Source organism: Lactiplantibacillus sp. 3062 (assembly GCF_055413545.1).
This window is the reverse complement of sequence record NZ_JBVAYE010000002.1, coordinates 319,132-344,240: the sequence shown is the minus strand read 5'-3', so window position 1 is coordinate 344,240 and position 25,109 is coordinate 319,132. Positions and strand designations below refer to the sequence as shown.

Here is a 25,109-nt window from a genome sequence, read left to right as displayed (position 1 = left end):
GGTTATCCAATGACAGAACGAGTAGTTGTGACTGGAATGGGTGCGGTGACGCCCCTCGGTAATAGTGTTGATGAATTTTTAACGGGGTTATTCGCGGGACAAGTTGGGATTAAGCCCATCACGAAGTTTGACGCGACGCCCACTGGGATTACAGTTGCCGGTGAGGTTAAGGATTTTCAGCCAGAAGAACGAATTGAAAAGAAATTAGCGAAAAGATTGGATTTATTTTCCGTTTATGGTCTATACAGTGCAAGTGAAGCGATGGCGCAAGCCGGACTAAATGAAGCAAATATTGACCCAGAACGATTAGGCGTTATTTATGGTTCGGGTATCGGTGGTTTAACGACGATTGAAGCGCAAGTGATCAAGATGCACGACAAGAGTCCCAAACGAGTTTCACCGTTATTCGTCCCTAATTCAATCATTAACATGGTTGTTGGTAATATCGCGATGCAATTTAACGCACAGAATACCAGTCAAGCGATTGTGACCGCGTGTGCGTCGGCGACGAATGCCATCGGCGATGCGTTTGAATATTTGCGTCAAGGAAAGGCAGATGTGATCATCACGGGTGGTTCAGAAGCTTCCGTCAACGAAATCGGTATTGCAGGGTTTGCGTCCCTGACTGCGTTGTCGAAAGCCACTGACCCAACGTTGGCTTCGTTACCGTTTGATCGTCAACGCAATGGGTTTGTGATGGGTGAAGGGGGTGCGACGTTAGTCTTAGAAACGTTGGCCCATGCCCAAGCCCGAGGCGCCCAGATTCTTGGTGAAGTCGTGGGTTACGGAACGACTAGCGATGCTTATCATATGACAGCCCCCCGACCGGATGGTGCTGGTGCCAAACGTGCAATGCAACAAGCCGTTGCGGAAGCCGGCATTCAACCGCGTGATGTGGATTACATCAATGCTCATGGAACAGCCACACATGCGAATGATAGTGCCGAAGCTCAAGCAATTAGCGCGTTGTTTGGTCAAGATGTACAAGTCAGCAGTACTAAAGGAATGACGGGGCACTTATTAGGCGCTGCGGGTGCAATTGAAGCTGTTGCAACGATTGGTGCTCTGCAAGCGGGTCAGTTACCTGCGAATATTGGTTGTACGGACCAAGATCCTGAGTGTCCAGTCAATTTAGTAACGCCAGCAACTCAACATCAAGCCGCAACCTATGCTTTGAGTAATTCATTTGGTTTTGGGGGCCATAATGCCGTGGTTGCCTTTAAGAAGTGGGTGAATGTATGAGTATGACGGATACGGAAGCGATGACCGCCCTGATCAATCAGTTTAATCAATCCAGCGCTCAAGTCATGGACGTCAAGACGACAACCTTTGAACTGCATTTGAATAAACAAGCTGAAACTGCTGAGACAAATTCAGCGCGTTCACAGCCGGCAGTGACCGACTCCGCGGTACCAGTGGTCAAACCGACGACTGAAGTGGCGACTCAATCGGGAACAACGATGGTCACGGCGCCCCTAGTTGGGGTGGCTTACTTAGCTGCCGACCCGAAACAGGCGCCGTTTGTTCAGGTGGGTGATCGTGTCAAGTCAGGGGAAACCTTGTGTGTAATCGAAGCGATGAAAATGATCAACGAAGTCCCTAGCCCAGTTAGTGGGATCGTTAAAGAAGTTTTAATTAAGAATGCAACTATGGTTGAATTTGATGAACCATTGTTTGCAATTGAGGAGACGACCGTTTAATGGAAGTTACGGATTTAATTCCCCAACGGTTTCCGCTGCAATTATTAGACCGTATCGTAGCGGTCCAACCAGGTGTCAGCGCAACAGCGGAAAAATTAGTCACGATTAATGAATGGTTTTTTCAGAGTCAGACACTGACCGGAAGAACGATGATTCGGCCAGTATTATTAGAAATTTTGGCTCAAACGGGAGTTGTGGCTTTACTATCGATGCCAGAACATCATGGTAATAACGTCTTTTTTGGCGGAATTCGGCAGGCTGATTTTAAGACGGATGTGCGCCCAGGTGACCGGTTAGAAGCGATGGTAACGTTAACTAAGTTGCGTCGTCAAATCGGAACAGGCCATGGCGTGATTACCTGTGCTGGTCGTGAGGTTGTTAGTGCTGATTTAACCTTTGTAATGCAAGCCTGAAGGAGGTATGGCGATTGTTTAAAAAAGTCTTAGTCGCGAACCGTGGTGAAATTGCGGTCCAAGTTATTCGCGCGCTTCATGAGATGGGGATTAAAGCGGTCGCTGTCTATTCAGTGGCTGATCAGGAGAGCTTATTTGTACATCTGGCTGATGAGGCGGTCTGTATTGGGGCGAGTCCCGTCAACCAGTCATATTTGAATATGCAAGCAATTATTAGCGCTGCTAATTTGACCGGGTGTCAGGCGATTCATCCAGGCTACGGCTTTTTATCTGAGAATGCGGAATTTGCCAAAATGTGTGCGGATTGTCAGTTAACGTTTATTGGACCGCGTCCTGAGGTGATTGACCAGATGGGTGACAAAGAAAATGCCCGGCAGACCATGCAACGATTAGGCGTACCCGTGATTCCCGGCAGTCCATCGGTGCTTAAGGATGTTGAGGCGGCTATGCAAGCTGCCCATACCTTAGGTTACCCAGTTATGATCAAAGCCGCTGCTGGGGGTGGCGGTAAGGGGATTCGCGCGGTTAGTAATGATCAAGATTTAGCGAAGGCTTTTCGAACCGCTCAGCAGGAAGCTCAAGCTTCATACGATGATCATCGGTTGTACTTAGAAAAAATCATTGCCCCGGCGAAGCATATCGAAGTGCAGGTCTTAGCCGATCAACAGGGGCATGTTATTTATCTACCAGAGCGCGATTGTTCGCTACAACGGAATCATCAAAAAGTGTTAGAGGAAAGTCCATGTGCGGTCATCACGACTGCTGAACGGACCGAATTGGGACAATTAGTGGCTGACGCAACCAAAAAGTTGGGTTATACAAATACGGGTACCTATGAGTTTTTAATGGATCAGCAGCATCATTTTTATTTTTTGGAAATGAATACGCGGTTGCAAGTTGAACATACGGTTACTGAAATGGTAACGGGTATTGAATTGATTAAAGCGCAAGTACAAATTGCAGCTGGTATGCCTTTAAAAATTAAACAAGCGGATGTGAAAATTCATGGTGTTGCCATGGAGTGTCGCTTGAATGCGGAGGATCCATACCACGATTTTCGACCGCAACCTGGAAAAATCACCCGGTTGATCTACCCAATGGGGACACTGGGAGTCCGGATTGATGCTGGTGTGGTGACTGGTAGCATGATTGCACCGTTTTACGACTCGATGATTGCCAAAATCATTGTTCACGGTATTAATCGGAAGATGGTCAGTCGCAAGATGCATCGTTGTTTATTGGAATTGACCATCGATGGGGTTCAAACGAACCGGATCTTCTTAGCAGGATTAGTTGCAGATTCGACTGTTGGCCGTGGTACCTATACCACAGCTTATATCGAACAAGACTTTTTGAAAGGATGGTTAAGTGATGCCCAAGCGCAAGTTTCAAGCACCCACTGAACGGCAGTTAGCTGTTCGACGGGATAATATTCCAGACGCGTTATTGACGCGCTGTCCAGTTTGTCATGAAGATTGTTATACCCAAGATCTCGGTGAATTCAAGGTATGTCCCCGTTGTGATTATGGGTTTCGCTTGCCTGCTTGGCAACGTGTTCAACAATTGACGGCGAGTTTTGAAGAGCGGGATGCGGACCTAAGTGCGCCCGTCAGTTTTGATGACCCTGCATATTTAAAAAAGTTGCAGCGTGCCAAAGCAGCCTCACACTTGAATGAGAGCGTATTGACTGGTATTGGGACGTTAGCGACTTATCAATTTGGGTTAGGTGTCATGGAAACTAAATTTATGATGGGGAGTTTGGGGGCGGCAACCGGTGAGAAAATTACGCGATTATTTGAAACTTGTACGACCCAAAAACTTCCCGTTGTGATGGTTACTGCTTCTGGCGGGGCGCGTATGCAAGAAGGCGCTCGTGCATTGATGCAAATGGCTAAGGTGTCCACGGCGGTTGCAAATCACCGAAAAGCTGGACTATTGTATATTACAATTTTAACTGATCCAACCACTGGTGGTGTCACGGCTAGTTTTGCGATGCAGGGTGACATTATGTTGAGCGAGCCACGAGCGCTCATTGGATTCGCGGGTCGGCGAGTCATTGAACAAACCATTCAACAGACACCACCTGCGGATTTCCAACGGGCGGAAACCTTATTGGCCAATGGATGGTTAGATCAAATTGTGCCCCGACCAGCCTTACGGAAAACACTACAACGATTATTAACAATCACTCAGGGAGGTCATCAGGATGTCTAAAGTAACGGCCTACGAACAAGTTCAAGCAGCCCGGGATGCTAGTAAGATTAGCATTCAAACGTTGATTGATGGCTTGACAGAGGATTTTTTTGATTGTCATGGTGATCGTCAACGGGCGGATGATCCAGCTGTAATCGCCGGCTTAGCAACAATTGCTCAACGGCCCGTCACCATTATTGGTATTCAGAAGGGTCAAAATTTGGCCGAGAATCAAGCTCGGCATTTTGGCTGTGCGACGCCTAGCGGTTATCGAAAAGCATTGCGGTTAATGCGGCAAGCAGAACAATTACGGCAGCCGGTCGTGACCTTAATCAACACGCCGGGTGCCTATCCGGGTGTCGATGCGGAATATGAGGGACAAGGACGAGCAATTGCTGACTGTTTGTTAGCAGGATTACAATTGCGAGTACCATTTTTGAGTTTGATTGTTGGTGAAGGTGGCAGTGGTGGTGCATTAGCCTTAGCATGTGGTGATCAAGTCTGGATGTTGGCGAATAGTACTTACTCGGTGTTATCGCCTGAAGGCTATGCCACTATTTTATGGAAAGAATCGCAACGTGCTGCTGAAGCTGCGGAAAAAATGCGCTTGACGCCGACAGAATTATTGGCAGATGGAATTATTGATCGGATTATTCCTGAAGTAGCAACCGCAGCAGATTGTCAACCGCTGAAAACGGCCATTGACGAGACATTAACTGCTTTAACAGCAAAGTCGGTGACGGAACTGGTTACGCAACGCCAAGCCCGTTATCGGCAATTTTAAATAAGTGAGGAATGATAAGTATGGATGGAATTTTATCGGGTAAGACCATTGTGGTCATGGGTGTGGCCAATCAGCGCAGTATTGCCTGGGGGTGTACCGAGGCATTAATTGCACAGGGGGCCCAGGTTATCTTGACTTACCAAAATGACCGTTTGAAGCAAAGTTTACAGCGGTTTGTTGCGCCAGATGTGCCGTTAATTGCCTGTGATGTTGCTGATGATGACAATGTTGATCGGGCATTTTCAAGCATTAAACAACAGTATGGTGCCATCGATGGGATTATCCATGCGATTGCTTATGCGGATAAAGCAACGTTAGAAGGTGATTTTGTGAATACCACGAAAGCTGGATATGATTTGGCACAAAATATTAGTGCGTATTCGCTGATTGCAGTTGCCCGAGCAGCTCGGCCAATGCTGAAACCAGGAGCCAGTCTCGTAACGTTGACGTATTTTGGATCAGAGCGAGCCGTACCAAATTACAATATGATGGGGGTTGCTAAGGCCGCGTTGGAAGCAAATGTGCGTTACTTGGCACGTGACCTTGGACCACAACAAGTCCGCGTGAATGCAATTTCAGCCGGAGCAGTCAAAACGTTGGCGGTAACGGGTATTCATGAGCATCAGCAATTATTAAAATTATCTCGCAGTATGACAGTTGATGGAGAACCGGTAAAAACGCGTGAGATCGGCAACGTGGCTGCCTTTTTATTAAGCGATCTCTCGACTGGAATGACCGGGGACGTGGTATACGTGGATAAAGGGGTCCACTTAAGTTAATGCCAATCACTCAAGTTGTCTTTAAACGGCAGTGGCTTCAGATGCCGGTCGATGTTTCTAAAAAAATGCGACGGGTCACTCAGCGAACCGTGAGTCGCCAATTAATTCAGCAAGTGTTATCGGTACCATTAGCTTATCATCGATTGGGCCAGCCCTATTTTCCAAGTCATCCCCGATTAGGTGTTAGTGTTAGTCACACGCACCAGTTAGTGATGGTAGCGGTTGGTCCGGGACCTCTGGGGATTGATGTTGAACAGGTCCGTCCATATGATGTGACTGCCATTCGGCGAGCCTTTACATCGGCGGAATGGCAGCTATTACAGGCTTTATCGGTGCAAGATCGTTATCGGTTAGGGTGGCAACTTTGGACGGCTAAAGAAGCGGTATTAAAGTTAGTGGGCTGTGGTTTGACCCATGCGCCCAGCCGTGTTGAGGTTCTTGATTTAGAACGTGGACTAGCGTGCTATCAAACACAGTTATACCAGTTGACGCCGTTAGAATTGCCTGCGACTCACGAGGGATTTTTGGCTCGTCCCTTGTCGGTTGGCTGATTGGAGCGTGTTGTTGGTATTAACTTTAGTGCGTTCTTTTTTAAGTTTAGTGAACAATGGCCACTGGATTTTATTATCGGCCGACTGGGTTGACCTGCTATTGCAAGCCTTCTACGTGCTGACTAAAAGCAGTTCTGAGCAAGCCATAATTGTGGGCTCAGAACTGCTTTTTAATTTGTCCTTCAATAATTTATCTATAATAATGGCAATACAAAATTCATCCATAACCATGAAATCGGCATGATAACGACCATCATCGGAATCATATCGGCGGTCGGAAACATCTTGACGGCAATAATGCGAAAGCCGCTGGCAACCATTAAAATACCACCGACCGCTTTGAAATCTAGAATCATGTCAGGAGTGGTCAAGGGAAAGACTAGGTGAGCGATTAAGAATAAAGCAGTCAGGATGATTAGTTGGGGAACAGCAATTAAGGAAACAACTAACCCTAAGTTAGCACCGAAAATTACCGCAGCAAAGAAGTCCAGAATCGATTTGGAAATCAAAATTGTGGCGTCGCCGTTCATCCCTTCAGTTAAAGTCCCGTAAATACCAGTTCCACTGGCACAAAATAGTACGATTACCGTGACCATTGTCTGTTCAAAAGCCTGTTTCTCAAAAGTTGCTGGTGCTTTGACAAACTGTGAAATGAAACGTTGCATCGCGGCAGCGCCGTGATTGATTGCAGTTCCCAAATGACAAAGTAATCCAATACCTGTTCCGATAATAACGGCAAAGATGACCGCCGCTAGATTTTTTAGTGGTGCAATCGCGTAAATCCCCATACACATGGAACAGATCCCAAAGGACATATTCAGCCCATCTTTTAAACGTTGTGACATTCGTTTGCCGGTCAATGCGCCGACAATACCCCCGAAAAAGATTGCACACACGTTAGTAATAATTCCAATTGGCACGCAAGCTCTCCTCAATATTTAATTGATAAAAACAACAGCTATTAGTTTAGAGCTTGTTTCGGATAAGAACAATTCTGAATATGTGGTAAACTATTCTAAATGGGAATAGTTAGAAGAGGGTTAATTATGGAAACACGGAAATTGGCAGTGTTTGTTGACCTTGCCACGACCCAGAACTATAGTCGCAGTGCTGAACGCATGTTTTTGTCACAGTCGACCATTTCAAAGTACATTATGGCTTTAGAGCGCGATTGGCAGGTCCAATTATTTGAACGTGCGCATCGGCAAGTCACGTTAACACGGATTGGGCAACAATTATTGCCACGGGCCCAAGCAATTCTGCGCGAAGAGCGTCAGTTACAACAAGTTCTGGCCGCTAATACCGCTCATAATGCGCAGTCGCTGGTTGTTCAGGGACTACCATCTTTAGCACAATACCAGGCTTTACATATTATCACGGCATTTACGAAGCGGTATCCGGAAGTGAAATTACAATTTAGTGAGGCGAGTGTCGATCAGTTAGCGCATGCACTGGATCATACGAATGTCGACATTGTATTTACACGGATTTTCGGGGATCAACCCAATAATTATGACGTTTTATTGAATGAGACCGATCAGTTTGTGGTCCTTGTTCCGAAAGACGATCCGTTGGCGCAACAAGCTGAGATTAGTCTGTCGATGCTGGCACATGAATCAATTTTATTATTGAAAGATACCATCGGTGAAGATAACCCGTTGTTTTCGGCATTTCAAAAAATGCATACGCCACAGATGGTTTATGATGGTCAACGAATTGATCTCATTTTAGAAATGCTGAATCAGGGTGATGGTGTCTCGGTTGTCATGGCGCGGTCATTTGATCTCACTGGTTTTGACAACATTAAAGCAATTCCACTGACACCTACTATTCGCAGTCAGATGGCTTTCATGAAGCGCCCAGATAATCGCGCTGCCGTGGTTGCTAAATTTTGGGCGTTTGCGACGAAGTATAGCCAATCACTTTCAGATTAATTGTGGCGGCTGATCACATTCTAACGATGTGTCTTGAATCGGAATCAAAGCCGACGATGACATAAGGATAAAAGCAGTCGGTTTCGGTGGTCGTAGCAGGAAGGACGTGTCCGAACAACAATCGAGCTAGCTAGTCTGTTTTAATCACATTGTAGGTCGTTTGCAGTGATATAAATAAAATAATTAAAGATGACGGGGTGCAGACATGGAACCAATTCATATTTCACAGACTTTATCAATTAGCAATCACCGTGTGTTTTCAGCTGATTTGAATGAGCACGACACGGTTTTCGGCGGAAAAATCTTGGCGACTATCGATGATAATTCATCGATTGCCGCATCGCGAGTGGCTCGAATTGAGACGGTGACCGTGTCAGTCGATCAGGTCAATTTTTTATTGCCGTTTCGGTTACAAGACTCAATGTGTGCGGAATCTTACGTTTCGGGCGTTGGTCACCGCTCAATCGAGGTATTTACTAAAATCATTGGTGAACACTTGAAGACCGGCGAACGGTTTTTGGGATTGACCTGCTTTTCAACGTTCGTGGTGACGGACCGTAATATTGAATTACCACTGTTAGTCGCTGATAAACCAGAATACACGTTTGTTGCTCAGGGCTATCAAGAGCGGCAGGCCGCCCGGTTAGCCAAACTAAAGCGCCAGCAAGACTTTAATGCGCACATTAGCGTTGAATTGCCGTGGTGAATCGATTTAAATTGACAATTTTGGTGAGACTTGTTAAATTGTAATTATCAAATATAGGAGGGGTGTTTTATGTCGGGCATTCGTTAGGGTGTTGTTGAGCGAAAAAAGTGGGTTGGACCCGCTTAGTTTCGTGTACCCTAATGTGACGAATGGCCTGGCAGATAGACATGCCGGACGGTTTTTGCGCACAGTTGGGATAAGACTGGGCGCATTTTTAATTCGCAGAGCGTTAGGGTAAGTCACTTTGCGAAAGGATTATAAAAATTGACAATTAATTTAATTAAATATGGATTGACGACGGCGGTTCAAGCCGACTTGACTAAGGAAAACGGTCAAATACTTGGCCGGATTATCGGCCAACATCGTGATTGGTACCAAGTCATCACGACGGCTGGGGAACGTTCAGCACAAGTTACGGGAAAACTGGCTTATGAAGCGGCCAGTCCCGCGGCATTTCCGGCGGTTGGGGATTGGGTGTGCCTATCTTCATCCGCTGATAATCAGGCGCAGATTGAAGCAATCGCGCCACGGCAGAGTGTCTTGGCGCGCGGTGCCGTGAACCGCCAAGACGGCCAAATCATTGCGACAAATATTAATACCATCTTTATCTGCATGTCATTGAACGCGGATTTTAATGTGCGGCGGTTAGAACGTTACCTGACGATTGCGTGGGATAGTGGTGCACTTCCGGTCATTGTCTTAACCAAGGCGGATCTCTGCACGGATCTAGCCACTAAGTTACGGGCTGTGGCGGATGTCAGTGTCGGCGTACCAACGATCGCTTGTTCGGCCGAAACGGGTCAGGGTTTGGATGAATTGCAACCATACCTAACGACTGGTCAAACGGTGGCCTTCGTGGGCTCTTCGGGTGTCGGTAAGTCGACTTTGATTAACCGATTGTTGGGCCAGGATATCTTGGCGACGAAATCGATTCGTACAGATGATGACAAAGGGCGGCACACAACGACGAGTCGGCAATTAATACCGCTACCAACGGGCGCCTGTGTCATTGATACACCAGGAATGCGTGAGTTACAAATCTTCATGGGTGATTTAAATCAAACTTTCGCGGAAATTGCCGCATTGGCGACACAGTGTAAGTTTAATGATTGTACCCATACTAGCGAGCCTGGTTGTGCGGTACGGGCAGCAGTTGAGGTGGGCACGGTAACGTCTGAACGGTTACAAAGCTATCAAAAATTACAACGTGAAATGAGCTATCAAGGACTCAATTCACGCCAGTTGGAGCAGGCTAAAATTCAGCGGATGTTCGGTGGCAAACAAGCGATGAAGCGTGTTAAACAACGTTACCATCGCGACTGAGTTGATAAGTAAATTAAAGAAGCTACTAAACGGGATGTCGGCAACGGCACCCCGTTTTATTTAGGACCTACTTTCGTTATCGCGTAGAGTGAACCGAGTGACCTGTTGAGCGAGATAGGCCGGTGTTTCAACCATCCCATTCTGTTGCCAATGAACGAGCATATTGATGACCGCACCAGAAAAATAAGCCGTGTAGTACGGTTGGCGAAGCGCGGTATTGCTTGAACCGATAATACGGTCTTGTTTAATGAGTAATGCAAAGACGGCTTCGAAACTTTGAATAAAAATCTGGGTTTTTTCGTTTTTGATCAATAACGCATTTGTCGCTGCCATTTGTTGCATGAGAGTGAAATATTGAGTCATCAATACCTGCAATTTAACCTTTGATTGTCGCGGTAATTGGCGCAGATATTGAAGGATAGTCTGTTTTTGATAGGCCAAAATAATCTGATCGAAGTTGGCGAAATTACGGTAAAAATAGGTGCGAGAAACCTGAGCGTGCTGACAAAGTTCTGTGATTGAAATACGACTGAGTGGTTTTTGCGACATAAGCTGTAGTAAGGCCGCATAAACCGCAGTTAAATTTTGGCGTTTTCGTGTTTGTGGGTTCATTGGTTACAACATCTCCTTTTTTGTAACGTAAGTATTTATTTATGACCATTTTACCAGATATACTCCCATTAACTTAACGGGAGGCGATTATGATGAAAAAATCGACGAAAGTAATTGCAATGATGATGATTGGCATTTTTCTATGTATGCTTGATACGACGGTTATGAATATTGCGTTGCCAGCAATTCAGACGGGACTAAATACTGATTTGACGCACCTGTCGTGGGCACTGAATATTTACACCGTCCTGTTTGCTAGTCTGGCGATTCCACTCGGTCGGTTAGCGGATGTCTGGGGACGTGGGCGGATGTACTTGATTGGACTCGGGCTCTTTGGTATTGGTTCACTAACTTCTGGATTGAGTCTCAGTGTCGGGCTGCTGATTACTGGCCGAGCGATTCAAAGTATTGGTGCGGCCATCGTCTTCCCGGCTAGTATGACGATTGGTATTCAGAGTGTTGCACTCAGCAGGCGCACGGGGGTCATTGCAAGCTTGGGCGTGATGCAAGGGCTAGCCGCAGCGTTAGGACCAACCATTGGTGGTGCGGTCACTCAATTTTGGGGGTGGCGGGGAATTTTCCTGATTAACGTGCCTTTAGTTGCCGTCGCGTTGTGTGGTTGCATCGCCTGGCTATCATGGCGGCACCCTAGTCATGGTCAAGTAAAACTAGACCTCGGTGGGAGTGCCTTAGTGATGACGACCTTATTGGCATTGACGTTGGTCCTGGTTAAAGGTAATGACTGGGGATGGACGAGTCGCGTAGTCCTGAGCCTGGGCGTCACTAGTGCGCTAACATTGATTGCCTTTGTCTGGATGGAGGCCCACGTCTCAGCGCCGATGGTCCCATTAGCCCTATTTAAAGACCGACAGTTTAACGGTGCGGCGTTAGCGACCGTATTATCAGGGGTCTTTATGGTGGGACTATTAGTCTTGATGCCGAGTTTCTTCACGAAAGTTCAAAGTAAGACGGAATTGATGGCGGCGATTATGATTACGCCCGCTTCAATGATGATTTTTATTTTTTCACCAATCAGTGGTTTCTTGTTAGCAAAGCTTGGTGCGCGGCGCGTGATCTTTAGTGGTAGTCTCGCAATGGCTACGGGTTATGGGGTACTTAGCCTGATGAGTCCTAGTCAGTACTGGCAGTTTGCATTGGCGGCGTTACTGGTTGGTGCGGGCTACGGCACGATTATTGGGCCAATTACGGTATTAGCGGCCGGTGATTTTACCGGTGAGTTACTGACAGCGTCACAAAGTGTGATTGGCGTGTTTCGGCAAATTGGCACATCGTTGGCCGTAGCCATTTTTGTGTCAGCTTTAGCCGCTAATTTGACAACGGCTAAGACACAGATACGAACGTATGCAACGACGACGGTCACTACTTTATCAATTCCTAAGCAAGCCAAACGTGATACGTTACGCGTGGTTGACCACCAATTAGCAACTGAGCAAACCGCGCAAATGGTCCACGAGCCAATCACGGCGGCTAAGGCCCGCCGGTTGGTTGCTGCCAATTATATGCAAGTGTTAAAAGCACGGTCATTGCAGTCCGCTCCAGTGCGTATCAAAGCTCAAATTCATCAGCTGGTGGCCCAAAAGGTTCACAGTCAAGTTAAACATACTAACCAGCGAATAAGGACTGCTGCATCAGCGATTAAGGCCAAAACCAAAATTGAGTTAACTGCTGCGTTTATGCGCCCCTACCAAGTCGCTTGGCCATTCACGCTATTGCTAGTGATGACGACCTGGTGTTTTGCGGGACGGGAGCGGAAAAGTGGCAAGCCGAGTTAAGTCACGTTGATGGGGATGGACTTCACGCACGTTTGAATAGCTGAGCCGGGAGGGCCGCGAAGGCGATCGCCATCACTGACTTTGGAACTTGCCATCGAACTTAGCTTTGCGAGCATGTGAGGCGCTTATGCTATAATAAGGGCCAAAGGGGGTAGTCTTGATGAAAGAAAAACAAGTGTTTCATATCAATGGCTATATTGGTCTAGTGTTAGCGATCGCATTTGTGTTAGTTGGCGGTTGGCTGGTTTGGGCCGGTGCGACTGGCGATCATTTTGCGAGTATCTTTTTGGGCGCATTGCTAATTATTATTGCGGCCTTTGGGGCTAGTTCGCTAACAATTGTGGGCCCCAACGAGGCGCGCGTGTTAACATTTTTTGGTAAGTATATCGGGACAATTCGTGATTCAGGGCTGTTTATGACCGTTCCGTTAACCAGTAAGTTTTCCATTTCACTGCGGGTCCGCAACTTTAACAGTGCCATTTTAAAAGTTAATGACCTCCGGGGAAATCCCGTGGAAATTGCGGCCGTTATCGTGTTTAAAGTTGTTGATACCAGTATGGCACTCTTTGCAGTGGATGATTATGAACAATTTGTTGAGATTCAAAGTGAATCAGCGGTGCGGCACGTGGCCTCTGAATATCCATATGATACGTTTGATGACGACAAGAAGATTACGCTGCGGAGTAATCCAACCGAAGTTTCTGACCGGTTAACGGAAGAACTTCAAGAACGGCTAAATGTTGCGGGGGTCGAGATCGTTGAGACACGCTTAACGCATCTCGCATACGCGACTGAAATCGCCAGTGCGATGTTACAACGCCAACAATCTTCGGCAATTCTATCTGCTCGCAAGGTCATCGTGGAAGGGGCCGTTTCAATTACGGAAGACACGATCGCCCGTTTAGAGAAAGATACGGGGATGCAGCTATCAGACGATAAGAAACTGCAACTGATCAATAACATGATGGTCACCATTATTTCGGAGCGGGGTACTCAGCCAATTGTGAATACTTCGGAAGTTAAGTAGGAACGTTGATATAACAAGATTTATAACTGCATTTTTTAAACGCATCACCACTATAAAAGTTGGTAATGCGTTTTTGTGGTGAAGTCAGTGGTGAAGAAATCAAGAATTTAAGCTAAATTATAGAATTAATCTTGTAAAAACCTGTTTAATTTGCTAACTGTTTCGTCCTTAATCTTTGGCGTAATTTCTGGTAGTTCCCAAATCAGAATGTCCCATTAAGTCTTTAATATCTTCTAAACTAACCCTAGATTTGCGAAAGCGAACTCCGTAAGTATGTCTGCAACCGTGAACGTTTAAATGCTGAAGCTCAGCCCGCTCTGAAATTCGTGCCATTGCAATTTGAACGCTGGTCTGACTAATAGGGTATCCATTAAGGCGTTCCCTGCTTAAGGGTCTCTGTTTGCTATTTGTTAGCTAAGTTTATGCATTGTTTCTGCCATAATCCAATGAATGAATTTTAAATTACTGATGAAGCTTATAAACATTATGATTACAACGATAATCCATTCCCATAGCGAAGCTTTTGTTAATGTGGTTAAGCCGTATAAGTAAACGATTATTATGGGTAATTCAATAATTGCTGTTATGGCTCCAGGAACATAGGTACGTTTATTAAAGACAAAAACTAAGTGCATGATCAAATGAAAAAAATACGGTAAAGTTGCAGTGGCAACTAGTAATGGTGAGTTCATGATGTAGGCGACTGTTGCGAGCAATAAGTACATACAAAATTCCTCCCAGATTCCAGCGGCTAAAATATCTGAGCGATTCACTCCACCAAACAGAACATGTCCGTGAATTTTGGGATTATGATCTTTTAACCAATATGGGACAAATACTAACTCTTCAAAGTCATGAAACATAAATATCAACGGTAATATCCAATAAGAACCAAAATTATGCATTTTATTGCCCTCCTGCTAGTATTATATTATGTTGATGCAAATTTTTGAATATAATGAAGCCATGTGCCACTGAAAGGGGTTTTTGTGCCATGTCTCGGACAATGATTATTGAAGAATCTAAAGATGCTTTTATTGAGGCCTTGTTTCAACTGCTGGCAAACGAATCATTTGAACATATTACAGTCAAACAGTTGACGTTAGAATCGGGTTATTCAAAAAGAACTTATTATCGATACTTCAAAACAAAAACAAAAATTTTAGATATAGCATTTTGTAAATATCTATCTAACTATCATGATTACTTACTAGGATCTTCCATTACACCGGATACTATCCCTAAACATTTGCTTGAATTTATTTGGCCCCACCGTGACAAAATAGAATTGCTAGCTAGAAACGATCTCTTAGTTCCTTTGCTAACAAGACATATTCAAACCATTGTAGCGCTTCTTCTGAGTGTAAACGTCCCTTGGCGAAAAAACGGTTCGAATGACCAGCATTATGAGTACATGCTAACGTATTCAATTGGTGGGTTCGGCGTTCTGCTGGATACGCTTTTTAAGAAAAGTACTCCCTTATCCCCGGGTCAAATTAGCAAGGCTTTGAGCAGAGCATTAAATGAGATTGCTATCCAAGTTAATATTAAATAGATGAAAAACATCATACGTTCAGGGTCTATAATCCTCAATCGCCCCTCAAGTACGTTATTTTTTAGTTTGTTGTGAAATTTACGCTTTCATTGTATAACTGTTATAATAGCGAAAATTGATTTTTAACTACAGAAATTGTAATTTTAGACAAAATAAGAAAAAACTGCACTAGCCTTAATTGGCCGGTGCGCTTTTTATTGTCCGTCATTTCGCTCTTTCAGTAGTTTATGACGATTTGAAATCAGGCTTATCGATTTTTCTTACAACTATAACATTACACGCGTATACGTGTACGATCGATCTTTAATTTAAATTCTTTTGTTACAAAAAAATGTCCACGCGGGTTAGACGTGAGCATAGATAGTTTTCGGGTGCAGAAAGTCAAGAAAAAAGAGAAATTTAGACCGGGTGAGGGTCCAACAGTAATCAGTTACACAAGTTGAATCATGTTTCATTTTTTTATTTTATGTTTTTTGAGTTATTTCAATAGCGTGAAAGAATATTTATCAAGAGGTCACTCAGTAAAATTCCGTAATGACGCCGTAACGATTCCAGTAACGAATATAAATTGAGCAAAGAACAAATGTGGTTAAAAATCCTGTTTAGAGCTTGTTATAAAGAACATAAAACAACGAAAATCTATAGGCGTGTATATTTCGAAACGGGGTACGCAGCCGATTGTGAATACTTCGGAAGTTAAGTAGGAACGTTGATATAACAACAATCAAAGTTGTAGCAGTAACATAAAAGGCGCTCATTTGCTGAGCGCCTTTTATACTACAGTTAAGTTCAAATAGTAACAAAAATTGACATCATGACCCGCTAATCTTTTAAAAAGATGCTCTTTTGGGGATGCCTTCAATGGGTCAAATCGTAGCTGGAACACTCTTTATGAATTGCTAGGTTTACTTTCCAATACCGCTCATGGCAATTAGGCCATACCAACCGTGGGCAAACATTTTATTTGTAGAAGTTGTTAAGTTGGCAATTAACTGATCTTGTTCAGATGAGAAATGGTATTTTTTAGCGACAGCCATCACTTGAAGTTGACCGATTAATTCATTGATTGCGTCGGGTATTTGTTGATAACGCTTAGTAACTGAATCTGGTTGGTTGATAGTTGCGTAGGCTTGGCTAATTAATTTTCTGATTTCAACTTTTTCAATTGGAACTGAAGTGTTTAGCTGTTCTAAAAGCTGATTAACAGTTGTTAAACGCGCTAATTTCTGTTGCTGTTTCATCATTGAATCCCCCAGTGTAGTGTTTAGTTTGAATAAATGAATTAGTTATAAATGATATAGACTTCACGTTACTACTATATAGGCTAACATACAAATGAATACTGTACTGCATCAGCAATTTAGTTTTTATGTTAATTTAGTTGTCCGTTTAGATAGGCTTTGCCAATAATAATAATTAACCCTATTATGATTAATAATAAACTAACATAATTAAGTGGACGACTTTTGCTCTGATAGTGAGTGAACCAGCCATACTTGATCCGGGTGTTAAAGACATTGATGATGAGGCCAATGCCAGTGATGAGGCCGCCAATTGCGATAATGAAATCCATTTGTAATACCTCCATTTAGTTTAAGCAATTTAGATGTAATGACTGCAGTAAATATTGATGCTGAATAGTCTTGATGTCTGGCAACAGACCTTAGTTTTTGGTATTTAAAAAATAGGTTATTCTGAATTTAATATCAGTAGTTTAAGATTATCAATATAAATATTATGAACAGCATAATTTTCAGTATAAATAAAACTGACAATCATTGCTATTATTAGAAATACCGTTGGCTGTTCAATACAGGTTCAGTGAAATAAAGACAATCAATCTTCCAGAAAATCAAATTCAGGTATATAATGTTTCATACACAAAACATTATATAGGAGACTGTTATGTTAGATAAAATCATTTATAAAAACTTATTTAGTAAAGCGTTCGATATTACTATTGAAGTCACTTATTGGGATGGGCAAATTGAACGGTATGGTACCGGCATGCCAGCTGTTAAAGTTCGATTAAATAAAGAAATCCCAATTAAGCTATTAACTAATCAGCCAACATTGGTTTTAGGTGAAGCATACATGAATGGGGATATTGAAGTAGACGGGAGCATTCAGGAATTAATTGCCTCTGCTTACCGCCAAAAAGACAGTTTTTTGACACATAATTCATTTTTGAAACACTTGCCAAAAATATCACATTCCGAAAAAAGCAGTACAAAAGATATTCAAAGTCATTATGATATCGGCAATGATTTTTATAAACTATGGTTAGATGATACCATGACCTACTCTTGTGCGTACTTTGAACATGACGATGATACTTTAAAACAGGCACAACTCAATAAAGTGAGACATATTTTAAATAAGCTGGCAACCCAGCCTGGTAAAAGATTATTGGATGTTGGGAGTGGTTGGGGAACATTATTATTTATGGCCGCGGATGAGTTTGGGTTAGATGCAACGGGTATTACTTTAAGTCAAGAACAGTATGATTATACACAAGCGCAAATCAAGCAACGTCATTTGGAGGAAAAAGTGCATGTGCAGTTAAAGGACTATCGAGAAGTCACTGGCCAATTTGATTATGTCACCTCGGTAGGTATGTTTGAACATGTTGGTAAAGAAAATCTAGGGTTGTACTTTAATAAAATTCAAGCGTTCTTAGTTCCAGGAGGCCGAGCTTTAATTCATGGCATTACAGGTCAACATGAAGGTGCCGGCGTTGATCCATTTATTAACCAATATATTTTCCCAGGGGGCTATATCCCAAATGTTGCTGAGAATCTCAAACATATTATGGCTGCTAAGTTACAATTTTCAGACATTGAACCCTTGCGGCGCCATTACCAAAAGACGTTAGAAATCTGGTATCACAATTATCAGCAGGTCGAACAACAGGTCGTCAAGAATTATGGGGAACGATTTGACCGCATGTGGCAATTATATTTACAGGCATGTGCAGCTGCTTTTGAGGCCGGAAATATCGATGTTATTCAATATCTATTAGTGAAAGCGCCGAGTGGAACTGGCCTTCCGATGACTCGCCATTATATTTATGATTGATCTTGTCGGTTCTGCGGTAGTCGTATCGAAATATAGCTCCACAATAAACATGTAGTTTCATTGATCCCTCATAAAAACATGAGGGATTTTTTATTATGGATCTGGAATGATAGACAAGGGCAACCATTCCAGACTTGTTCAGTATTAGGCTGGAATCGATAGGCATAGAAAAGATTTCGGGCCTCTGTGCATCTTGGTGGCTATCATGTTGTCAGGGCGTTATAGTGACAATTGAGGAGGGGATCTTATGTTGAGCACCAAGAAGAATCATGTATTACGGTACTTATTTATTATAGTTGGTATGATGATCGCGTTTTTAGGTTGTGGCGTGATTCAAGTTTCAGCACATGGCTTTGTGACGAACCCGGGTGGCAGAGCTTATCTGGGGAGTACTTGGTATCCAGGTGGGCCTTTGAATACCAATATTGGTTCGGTTATGTATGAACCACAGAGTATTGAAGCGCCCCAAAATACATTTATTGATGGCAAAATTGCCAGTGCCGGTATTGCTAACTTTGCACCACTGGACGAGCAAAATGCCAAACGGTGGTATAAGACACCTGTGAAGGCCGGCAATCTTAGTGTGACTTGGCAGTTAACTGCTCGTCATAAAACTAGTACTTGGGATTACTATATTACCAAGCCTGGCTGGAATCCAAACGCACCACTTAAGTTTAGTGATTTCAAGAAGATAGCTAGTTATAATGACAATGGTGCCATCCCTAGTGAATTTGTAACCCATCAAGTCAATATTTCTGCTAATGAAAAAGGCTATCAAGTGTTACTCAGTGTTTGGAATATAGCGGATACTGGTAATGCGTTCTATCAAGTCTCAGATATTGACGTACAGTAATTAGATGAGGCCTAAATTTACTTTGAGGTGATTTTAGACTATAAAAGTTGTCTTTGAGATATCGTAAAGGTCTTACTGGCGTTTATTGGCTAGTAAGACCTTTTTAAATGTGCTTTAAGGATTCATAGAAGCGAATGGCGATGACCGGTCTTTACTGATTAGTGAAGAACAGGTTGCTATTGTAAATTAGTGGTAATAATTAAGCGGATGCCGGGAATCAGATTTGCGATTACAGCTTGGCAGCTGGCATTTTAGCATTAAGGAGTACGCGCAGGAGCATCCCCTCAATGCAAGTTAGTTGAACCAAGGTGGCTCAAATTTGTGATTCAATAGGTGACTGTCAGTTGCGCTCATGTGACTACAGTACCAAGTCGTTAGTGATCCATCCGGGTAATTTCAGGCTCAGTTATTAGATACTCGTTGATATGAGCGAGAAAGTTCTGGAAGTGCGGTGTTTTATTATGGAAATCCACGGCGGCTTGGTCTTGCCAGTGCTCAATAATCTCGTAGTCATGGTCATGACCTAGTTGTTTGAAGTGGCCGTAGAAACCGTTGCCGGGTTCTTGTGATGAATTGACCACTAGCTCATGAATAAAGGCTTCATACTGAGTGGTTAACTCAGGCTTGACGTGTAGTGCGACATTAATGACTTTCATTGAATACTCCCCCTGTTGTTCGTGCTTGCGGACTGATAACCTACTCGGTGATGCCGATAAAGCCGCCAAAGCATTGAAGCGACTAGTCGTCACCATCTTACTGTAATAATCTTACAAAAAGAATATTCTGATTATATCGTACGAGACCAGGATTTTACAATGAAAACAGGTATCAATTATGCAACTGCATCTGATTAATTACTCATTTATCAAGGCCGATTGATGCGGGCGAAAATTTAAACGAATTAGGCGGTATATCGGGGTATCAGTGACCTGTACGATTATCATTTTTTAGTAATAATAACCAGCAGATGTATATTTATGGATTTGTCATTCAAGACGCGGTATATTAACAATGTTAAATACTAATTCCTAGGGGGTGGACAATAATGAGTAAAGTTTATACGGATGTGTTCAACATCAAGCATACGGATTGTACGGTAGTCGATACCATCAACGAATTTAGTCGAATTTTTATTATCCAGGATAAACACGGCTCACGGTTTACGTGTCTCAAAGATGATGCCCGCCCAGCTAAAAAGGGTAGTGGCCATTGGACGAGTGCCAGTCCGGAAGATGCGCCACAAGATTACGCTGTGCCGTATCGTTCAAGAAAACGGCAACGTAGAACGCTTTAAATAGTTGATTGGTAATCAGTGCCGATACACGGGGCCCTGGCGGTGACAACACCAGTTAAGCCGCGTTAAAACTTTAATACAATAAGATAACGGTCCCATCAGTAACAATGACTGATGGGACCGTTATTTGATTTGCGATTATATTTAATTTAATAATGCGACGCCTAATGTCAAATAAGTTGCAAAACAGATCCAGACCAAGTAGGGGACCATCAAAATTGCGGCTAGCCGACTACTGCGATAGAACTGTAATATGCAAAGTAAGACGACTAAATCAAGCACAATGATAATGACTAAGCCCCACCAATAAGCCGACTGGTTGAAAAAGATGATGCTCCAAATAAAGTTTAGTAACAGCTGGATACCAAACAGGGTGGCGTCCATGAGGCGGTCACGGTGTGTCGTAGCCTGCTGGAAAACTAAGTAACCAGCAATCGCAATCAGCGCATATAGGATCGGCCAAACGATGCCAAAGAGGCCATCTGGTGGTGATAGTACTGGCAAGTTGAGCCCATTGTAAACGGCCTTAATGTCTCCCGCGAGCCATGCCGACAGACCACCGATTGCTTCGACGACCACAATGAAAATGAGCAGATGAAGCCAATTGAATTTAGGGCGTTCTTTGATCATTGATTTTTCCTTCCTTCTATTAGTCGTCTAATCAGGGTCGTCAATTGTGTTAATGACTGTCACGTTGACTTCCGCTTTTTGTACGACGTACGCGGTTGTTGAGCCTAGCAAAATTCGAGAAACCGCGTTGGTGCCGGATTTGCCCATGACGATTAGATCAATTGCATATTTTTGGGGAATATCAGTTGCAATGCTAGCTTTTGGTGAACTATTAACTTGAATTGGTAGGGATTCGACTTGTGCTGCCGAAGCCATTTGCTGACCACGATCCAGAATGTCCTGACTATTATCTTTTGCGACTTTTAGAAGGTTTGTATATAGCGTTCCCCCGTAAGCTGCAGGACTATACGCATTCAGGCGTGTAATATCAATAACATTGACCAGAAATAATTTAGATTTAAACGTCTGGGCTAGTTTGACCGCGTGTTTTAAAGCCATGTAGGCATTATCAGAGCCATCAAGCGGGACTAGAATATTTTGATACATCCTCAGGACCTCCTAAATGAAATGATGTTATTTATTATATTAATGATAACATTCACATAATTAGTGCGTCTATTAATATGATTAACTGCCAGCGCTCAGTCACAAAAGGCGCAACCATTATGGGCCGCTTAGCCAATAAAAGTTGCGCCTAGTTAAATTATTGCCAACGATTTGAGCGTGACGGCAACACCATTAAGATGAAGAACCAAATGGTCCCAATTATTGGAACTAAGTCAATTAAAATCCACCATGCAGTGTGATCACTGTCATGCAATCGCCGAAACTTCAACGAGAGTGTTCCTAACCAAACGATTAATGCGATGAGTTTACTCATCGTATTAACACTCAGATCGCTCCAATTGTAAATATCCTCGATGGGGTGTCCCATAATCATCTGAATAATTGCAATGATAATACCACCAAGAATGTAGTTAATGATAACGGGCCACCAGTACTCAGAGCGTGTTGCTGTACCCGAAAAGTTTAAAAGATTGTCCCAAAATTTGCGATAAGCAGATGCCATCGTAATCCCCCCAATAAAGTTATGATGTGAACATTATTATTTTTTCCCTGTGTTAATTGGGATTAATTAATAACTATGTTTAACTATAATCAAAAAGTTAATAGTACGCAATCAATATGTTGATTATATTAATAAAAAATACGTCGTTATTCGATGACTGCTGGTACGATCAATTCGAAGCGGTCCGTCAAATAGGTCAATTCAATTGGTAGTTTAACCGCTGGGTCGCCGTCAATACGTGTCGTCACGGCTTGACCAGTTGCACTCGTAATTCGTGCACTGGTTGCCGTTAGCTGTGTAATGGCCTTGGAGTTTTGCAAGTTCCCCGTTAGTGCGAACCAAAAATATGGAATTACTTGCCGCCAGCCAATGTTGTTAAGTAGACTAATATGCATTTTTCCTGGAGCAGACGCGCTATAGACGTGTCCACCGACTGATTTGGTCGTTGTAATCAAACAGAACCATGTTTTTAAGGTGTGGCTTCCTTCGTGTTTGAATTGATATCGAATTGGCAGTGACTTATTGTGACCAATATGGCGAATAGCACGGTAAAGATAGCTTAATTTACCGAATCGCTGCTTCTCAGATTGTCGAACTTCATTGGAAATGTCAGCCAAATTACCGAATGTCAGTGAACTCACGACTGCCCGGCGTTGATTACAAACTAGCATGCCGACTGCTTGGGTCGCCGGCTGAGTACAAATTAGTTCGATGGCCGCTTGGGGGTCAGTTGGTAACTGGTAGCGGGTGGCAAAATTATTAACCGTTCCCATGGGAATAACGCCGATACGAATATGTGCTTCAGCTTGGATTAGGGCTGTCATTGCAACGTTCAGTGTGCCATCTCCACCAATAACAATTAGTGCTGACAGTTGAGGAAGCGTTTGCTTAATTAACGCAATTGCCCGGGGGATTCCTGGTGTTGTCAGTAATTGAGACTCAATGCCGTGGTTCGATAGCGCTTGCGCGGTTTGATGGGCGACGGTTGCCGCTTGCCCATTACCCGCTTGTCCGTTATAGAAAATGCCGTAAGTTGTTGCCATGACAATCACCTCTTGATTAAAAAATTAAGTTTATTCATCGCTTATTTAGTAAGCTTTTGATAGTCTCAGTATAGCTTGAACACTAGTTTGACTGGAAATGATATGCATCATTACTGAATTAGTCGGGTCAATGAGCATTTTGATTGCTCAATATAAATATTATAGTTATGATAATTTTAATCACACAATATCGGGATGGAGCGTGTTCACAATGGGATGGATAGGTGTTGCGATATTAGGACTAACAATAGGTATCGTTGCAAATGCGGTAGGCGCACATGGTCGGCGTCAAACGACAATTAATTTAATCGCAGGCTTATTCGGTGCACTTGGTGGCCAGCTGTCTTTTGGATGGTTCGGGCCAACAGTTGCTGGAATGACGTTGTTGCCAGTCGTGAGCGGGGCGATGATACTTATTGTGATCGGAACCGTTGCTGCCCAGGCGCTTCAGCCGCAGTAATTGTGATTAGGCATAAAAGGATTTGTTGAAGTAGCACTTGTTAGCGTTATCAAAAGATGGAGGTGTCCGTAATGGCTAAAATTAAACGACAGACCCCTGGTTTTTGGGGTAAATTGTCACTATTGATTGCAATTGGGCAATTAGGATTGACTGTGTTTCGAGAAGTGCGGCAGTTCAAACACCGCCGCTAAAAAGGGGATGACAGCATGCATTGGTTATGGGTAATGATTGTTGGCGCGGCGGTTGGTGCTTTTGCAGGTGCTATCATGAGCCCCAGTCAATCGCGGGGTTGGATCGGTCACATTATTGCTGGCGTTCTTGGGGCACTCATTGGTGAAGGTGTGCTGGGGCCGATGGGGCCTGAGTTAGCCGGAATGACTGTGATACCAGCCGCAATCGGTGCAATTGCCGTCGTTCTGATAATGATGTTCGTGGTTCAGTGGGCACGGGTTCGACGGTCAAAACACAATTGAACAGTGCCAATTGACAGCCTGGCTGTTACGCTCGGCATCAAAAAATGTTAAACATCACCCTAAACAGCCCCACAGGTGACTTCGAGGTACTAGCTTACTCGAAGTTGTTTTTGTGTGCGCCGATGGGGGCTCTCATTTGAAGTGGCGTAATCATAAAAAAACGGATGGTGATTTTGATCACCATCCGTTTGCGCCGTGCCCACGACAAATTTTAATCGTCAGATTTCTTCTTCATTTTATCCTTAGCTTCATCCACGACGCCCTTAACAGTTTCTTCTGCGTCAGCTAATTTGTCCTTAGCTTTGCCCATTAAGGATTGTGTTTTGCCCTGGGCCTCACGTGCACGATCCCCGGTTACTTTACCTTCGACTTCTTTGGCCTTGCCGCTCAACTGGTCCTTCTTGCTATCGAACTTCTTGTTAACATCACTCATAAAAAGCGCCTCCTAATATAAGAATTAACCTTAGTTTGCGATAAGTGATGACAAAACGCAACCAATATGCACAATGCTCATAACCACTCGGTCAGAAAGGCAATCAGTAGGGCAGCAAAGTTGATCAGCCAAATTTGTTGTCGCTGGGGGAGCATGATTGTCGGATGATGTGTCAAAACGATCGTGTTCAACAAAACCATTAAAATAATCAGGGCGCTGAGCCCGTAATTTGTAGCGATCAACAGATGGTCGCTGGCAATGCCGGCCCAATGAGTCAGGGCAAAAATCAAGTTTAAAAAACACGCAATTAAGATACTATGGCGTAGATACTTTAACGTGGTCATCAATGGTAACCTCCCTTAGAAATAATCATGCTGATGGTTTCTAAGAAAAAATACACCATTGCCAGGCTAACGGCGTGCACCGAGTTTTATTTGGATAGTAACGGAACTAAGCGCATTTTGAC

General features: G+C 43.6%; 32 protein-coding genes. 19 read left to right on the top strand and 13 right to left on the bottom strand.

All coding sequences use genetic code 11. The annotated features are described in order from the left end of the window. The first annotated feature begins 9 nt into the window (after positions 1-9). Genes fabF through ACWQAU_RS04580 form a run of 8 tightly spaced genes read left to right on the top strand, consistent with a single transcriptional unit; the run spans position 10 to position 6,420 of the window. Positions 10-1,242, top strand: a complete 1,233-nt coding sequence (gene fabF / locus ACWQAU_RS04615) for a beta-ketoacyl-ACP synthase II (RefSeq protein WP_003644335.1) — start codon at positions 10-12, stop codon at positions 1,240-1,242. Further along, positions 1,239-1,700 carry an acetyl-CoA carboxylase biotin carboxyl carrier protein gene (locus ACWQAU_RS04610; protein WP_003640414.1) on the top strand — a complete coding sequence of 154 codons (462 nt, stop codon included), beginning with the start codon at positions 1,239-1,241 and terminating at the stop codon, positions 1,698-1,700. The genes fabF and ACWQAU_RS04610 overlap by 4 nt, the downstream gene beginning before the upstream one ends. Then, the gene (locus ACWQAU_RS04605; protein WP_003640415.1) at positions 1,700-2,113 is read left to right on the top strand and encodes a 3-hydroxyacyl-ACP dehydratase FabZ family protein; all 414 of its coding nucleotides are present in this window, start codon (positions 1,700-1,702) and stop codon (positions 2,111-2,113) included. Before ACWQAU_RS04610 ends, ACWQAU_RS04605 begins: the two co-directional genes overlap by 1 nt. Before the next feature lie 14 nt (positions 2,114-2,127). Continuing rightward, positions 2,128-3,516 (top strand): acetyl-CoA carboxylase biotin carboxylase subunit, encoded by a 1,389-nt coding sequence (locus ACWQAU_RS04600; RefSeq protein ID WP_003640416.1) that lies wholly within the window; start codon positions 2,128-2,130, stop codon positions 3,514-3,516. Next, the gene (locus ACWQAU_RS04595) at positions 3,485-4,327 is read left to right on the top strand and encodes an acetyl-CoA carboxylase carboxyltransferase subunit beta (RefSeq protein ID WP_027821422.1); all 843 of its coding nucleotides are present in this window, start codon (positions 3,485-3,487) and stop codon (positions 4,325-4,327) included. The genes ACWQAU_RS04600 and ACWQAU_RS04595 overlap by 32 nt, the downstream gene beginning before the upstream one ends. Next, positions 4,320-5,090, top strand: a complete 771-nt coding sequence (gene accA / locus ACWQAU_RS04590) for an acetyl-CoA carboxylase carboxyltransferase subunit alpha (protein WP_003640418.1) — start codon at positions 4,320-4,322, stop codon at positions 5,088-5,090. The genes ACWQAU_RS04595 and accA overlap by 8 nt, the downstream gene beginning before the upstream one ends. Before the next feature lie 20 nt (positions 5,091-5,110). After that, positions 5,111-5,869, top strand: coding sequence for an enoyl-ACP reductase FabI (gene fabI, locus ACWQAU_RS04585; protein WP_027821423.1), 759 nt, complete (start codon positions 5,111-5,113; stop codon positions 5,867-5,869). Further along, positions 5,869-6,420, top strand: a complete 552-nt coding sequence (locus ACWQAU_RS04580; protein WP_003640420.1) for a 4'-phosphopantetheinyl transferase family protein — start codon at positions 5,869-5,871, stop codon at positions 6,418-6,420. The genes fabI and ACWQAU_RS04580 overlap by 1 nt, the downstream gene beginning before the upstream one ends. Before the next feature lie 194 nt (positions 6,421-6,614). Here the strand turns inward: ACWQAU_RS04580 and ACWQAU_RS04575 are convergent, their stop codons facing one another. After that, positions 6,615-7,340, bottom strand: coding sequence for a DUF554 domain-containing protein (locus tag ACWQAU_RS04575; protein ID WP_027821424.1), 726 nt, complete (start codon positions 7,338-7,340; stop codon positions 6,615-6,617). Positions 7,341-7,466: 126 nt separating this feature from the next. Here ACWQAU_RS04575 and ACWQAU_RS04570 point away from each other — a divergent pair, with 126 nt between their 5' ends. The 3 genes from ACWQAU_RS04570 (at position 7,467) to rsgA (ending at position 10,383) form a co-directional block, all read left to right on the top strand. Beyond that, positions 7,467-8,354, top strand: coding sequence for a LysR family transcriptional regulator (locus tag ACWQAU_RS04570; RefSeq protein WP_079111788.1), 888 nt, complete (start codon positions 7,467-7,469; stop codon positions 8,352-8,354). A 205-nt stretch (positions 8,355-8,559) separates the two neighbouring features. After that, complete coding sequence (locus tag ACWQAU_RS04565) at positions 8,560-9,060, top strand: acyl-CoA thioesterase (protein ID WP_003645113.1); 501 nt, start codon at positions 8,560-8,562, stop codon at positions 9,058-9,060. 264 nt (positions 9,061-9,324) lie between these two features. Further along, positions 9,325-10,383 carry a ribosome small subunit-dependent GTPase A gene (gene rsgA / locus ACWQAU_RS04560; protein ID WP_027821426.1) on the top strand — a complete coding sequence of 353 codons (1,059 nt, stop codon included), beginning with the start codon at positions 9,325-9,327 and terminating at the stop codon, positions 10,381-10,383. A gap of 60 nt (positions 10,384-10,443) precedes the next feature. On the opposite strand, the gene ACWQAU_RS04555 is transcribed toward rsgA, so the two are convergent. Further along, positions 10,444-10,995 (bottom strand): TetR/AcrR family transcriptional regulator, encoded by a 552-nt coding sequence (locus ACWQAU_RS04555; protein WP_011101508.1) that lies wholly within the window; start codon positions 10,993-10,995, stop codon positions 10,444-10,446. Between the two features lie 89 nt (positions 10,996-11,084). Between ACWQAU_RS04555 and ACWQAU_RS04550 the strand changes: the two genes are divergently transcribed. Both ACWQAU_RS04550 and ACWQAU_RS04545 read left to right on the top strand, forming a co-directional pair. Beyond that, on the top strand, positions 11,085-12,788 hold the full coding sequence (locus ACWQAU_RS04550; RefSeq protein ID WP_027821427.1) for an MFS transporter: 1,704 nt from the start codon (positions 11,085-11,087) through the stop codon (positions 12,786-12,788). Positions 12,789-12,948: 160 nt separating this feature from the next. Further along, entirely contained in the window at positions 12,949-13,815 is an 867-nt protein-coding gene (locus tag ACWQAU_RS04545) for an SPFH domain-containing protein (RefSeq protein ID WP_011101510.1), read from the top strand. Positions 13,816-13,983: 168 nt separating this feature from the next. Here ACWQAU_RS04545 and ACWQAU_RS04540 read toward each other — a convergent pair whose 3' ends face one another. Further along, on the bottom strand, positions 13,984-14,175 hold the full coding sequence (locus ACWQAU_RS04540; RefSeq protein ID WP_223843896.1) for a tyrosine-type recombinase/integrase: 192 nt from the start codon (positions 14,173-14,175) through the stop codon (positions 13,984-13,986). 50 nt (positions 14,176-14,225) lie between these two features. Continuing rightward, the gene (locus ACWQAU_RS04535) at positions 14,226-14,720 is read right to left on the bottom strand and encodes an HXXEE domain-containing protein (protein WP_027821428.1); all 495 of its coding nucleotides are present in this window, start codon (positions 14,718-14,720) and stop codon (positions 14,226-14,228) included. An 89-nt stretch (positions 14,721-14,809) separates the two neighbouring features. On the opposite strand from ACWQAU_RS04535, the gene ACWQAU_RS04530 reads away from it, so the two are divergent. Beyond that, entirely contained in the window at positions 14,810-15,370 is a 561-nt protein-coding gene (locus ACWQAU_RS04530) for a TetR/AcrR family transcriptional regulator (protein ID WP_021356051.1), read from the top strand. Positions 15,371-16,275: 905 nt separating this feature from the next. Here the strand turns inward: ACWQAU_RS04530 and ACWQAU_RS04525 are convergent. Beyond that, positions 16,276-16,614, bottom strand: a complete 339-nt coding sequence (locus ACWQAU_RS04525; RefSeq protein WP_011101514.1) for a hypothetical protein — start codon at positions 16,612-16,614, stop codon at positions 16,276-16,278. A 128-nt stretch (positions 16,615-16,742) separates the two neighbouring features. After that, positions 16,743-16,943 (bottom strand): hypothetical protein, encoded by a 201-nt coding sequence (locus ACWQAU_RS04520; protein ID WP_003645107.1) that lies wholly within the window; start codon positions 16,941-16,943, stop codon positions 16,743-16,745. Positions 16,944-17,275: 332 nt separating this feature from the next. Between ACWQAU_RS04520 and ACWQAU_RS04515 the strand changes: the two genes are divergently transcribed. Together ACWQAU_RS04515 and ACWQAU_RS04510 are read left to right on the top strand one after the other, a co-directional pair. After that, entirely contained in the window at positions 17,276-18,448 is a 1,173-nt protein-coding gene (locus ACWQAU_RS04515) for an SAM-dependent methyltransferase (protein WP_003640436.1), read from the top strand. 247 nt (positions 18,449-18,695) lie between these two features. Continuing rightward, positions 18,696-19,301, top strand: coding sequence for a lytic polysaccharide monooxygenase (locus ACWQAU_RS04510; protein WP_003640437.1), 606 nt, complete (start codon positions 18,696-18,698; stop codon positions 19,299-19,301). A gap of 374 nt (positions 19,302-19,675) precedes the next feature. Here the strand turns inward: ACWQAU_RS04510 and ACWQAU_RS04505 are convergent, their stop codons facing one another. Next, the gene (locus tag ACWQAU_RS04505; RefSeq protein WP_003644343.1) at positions 19,676-19,957 is read right to left on the bottom strand and encodes a putative quinol monooxygenase; all 282 of its coding nucleotides are present in this window, start codon (positions 19,955-19,957) and stop codon (positions 19,676-19,678) included. A gap of 389 nt (positions 19,958-20,346) precedes the next feature. Between ACWQAU_RS04505 and ACWQAU_RS04500 the strand changes: the two genes are divergently transcribed. Continuing rightward, on the top strand, positions 20,347-20,595 hold the full coding sequence (locus tag ACWQAU_RS04500) for a hypothetical protein (protein WP_003640439.1): 249 nt from the start codon (positions 20,347-20,349) through the stop codon (positions 20,593-20,595). Between the two features lie 144 nt (positions 20,596-20,739). Here ACWQAU_RS04500 and ACWQAU_RS04495 read toward each other — a convergent pair whose 3' ends face one another. The 4 genes from ACWQAU_RS04495 to ACWQAU_RS04480 all read right to left on the bottom strand — a co-directional run bounded on the left by ACWQAU_RS04495 (position 20,740) and on the right by ACWQAU_RS04480 (position 23,277). Continuing rightward, on the bottom strand, positions 20,740-21,225 hold the full coding sequence (locus ACWQAU_RS04495; RefSeq protein ID WP_003640440.1) for a TspO/MBR family protein: 486 nt from the start codon (positions 21,223-21,225) through the stop codon (positions 20,740-20,742). A 27-nt stretch (positions 21,226-21,252) separates the two neighbouring features. Beyond that, entirely contained in the window at positions 21,253-21,711 is a 459-nt protein-coding gene (locus ACWQAU_RS04490) for a universal stress protein (RefSeq protein ID WP_003640441.1), read from the bottom strand. Between the two features lie 157 nt (positions 21,712-21,868). Continuing rightward, positions 21,869-22,234: a DUF805 domain-containing protein gene (locus ACWQAU_RS04485; RefSeq protein ID WP_003640442.1), complete on the bottom strand. Its 366-nt coding sequence runs from the start codon at positions 22,232-22,234 to the stop codon at positions 21,869-21,871. Positions 22,235-22,380: 146 nt separating this feature from the next. Next, on the bottom strand, positions 22,381-23,277 hold the full coding sequence (locus tag ACWQAU_RS04480; RefSeq protein WP_003640443.1) for a diacylglycerol/lipid kinase family protein: 897 nt from the start codon (positions 23,275-23,277) through the stop codon (positions 22,381-22,383). Positions 23,278-23,488: 211 nt separating this feature from the next. On the opposite strand from ACWQAU_RS04480, the gene ACWQAU_RS04475 reads away from it, so the two are divergent. Next, the gene (locus ACWQAU_RS04475; RefSeq protein WP_003644348.1) at positions 23,489-23,737 is read left to right on the top strand and encodes a hypothetical protein; all 249 of its coding nucleotides are present in this window, start codon (positions 23,489-23,491) and stop codon (positions 23,735-23,737) included. Between the two features lie 206 nt (positions 23,738-23,943). Beyond that, positions 23,944-24,210 carry a GlsB/YeaQ/YmgE family stress response membrane protein gene (locus ACWQAU_RS04470; RefSeq protein WP_003640446.1) on the top strand — a complete coding sequence of 89 codons (267 nt, stop codon included), beginning with the start codon at positions 23,944-23,946 and terminating at the stop codon, positions 24,208-24,210. 211 nt (positions 24,211-24,421) lie between these two features. Here the strand turns inward: ACWQAU_RS04470 and ACWQAU_RS04465 are convergent, their stop codons facing one another. Then, on the bottom strand, positions 24,422-24,643 hold the full coding sequence (locus ACWQAU_RS04465; protein ID WP_003640447.1) for a CsbD family protein: 222 nt from the start codon (positions 24,641-24,643) through the stop codon (positions 24,422-24,424). A 77-nt stretch (positions 24,644-24,720) separates the two neighbouring features. Then, the gene (locus ACWQAU_RS04460; RefSeq protein ID WP_003640448.1) at positions 24,721-24,987 is read right to left on the bottom strand and encodes a hypothetical protein; all 267 of its coding nucleotides are present in this window, start codon (positions 24,985-24,987) and stop codon (positions 24,721-24,723) included. Positions 24,988-25,109 lie beyond the last annotated feature (122 nt).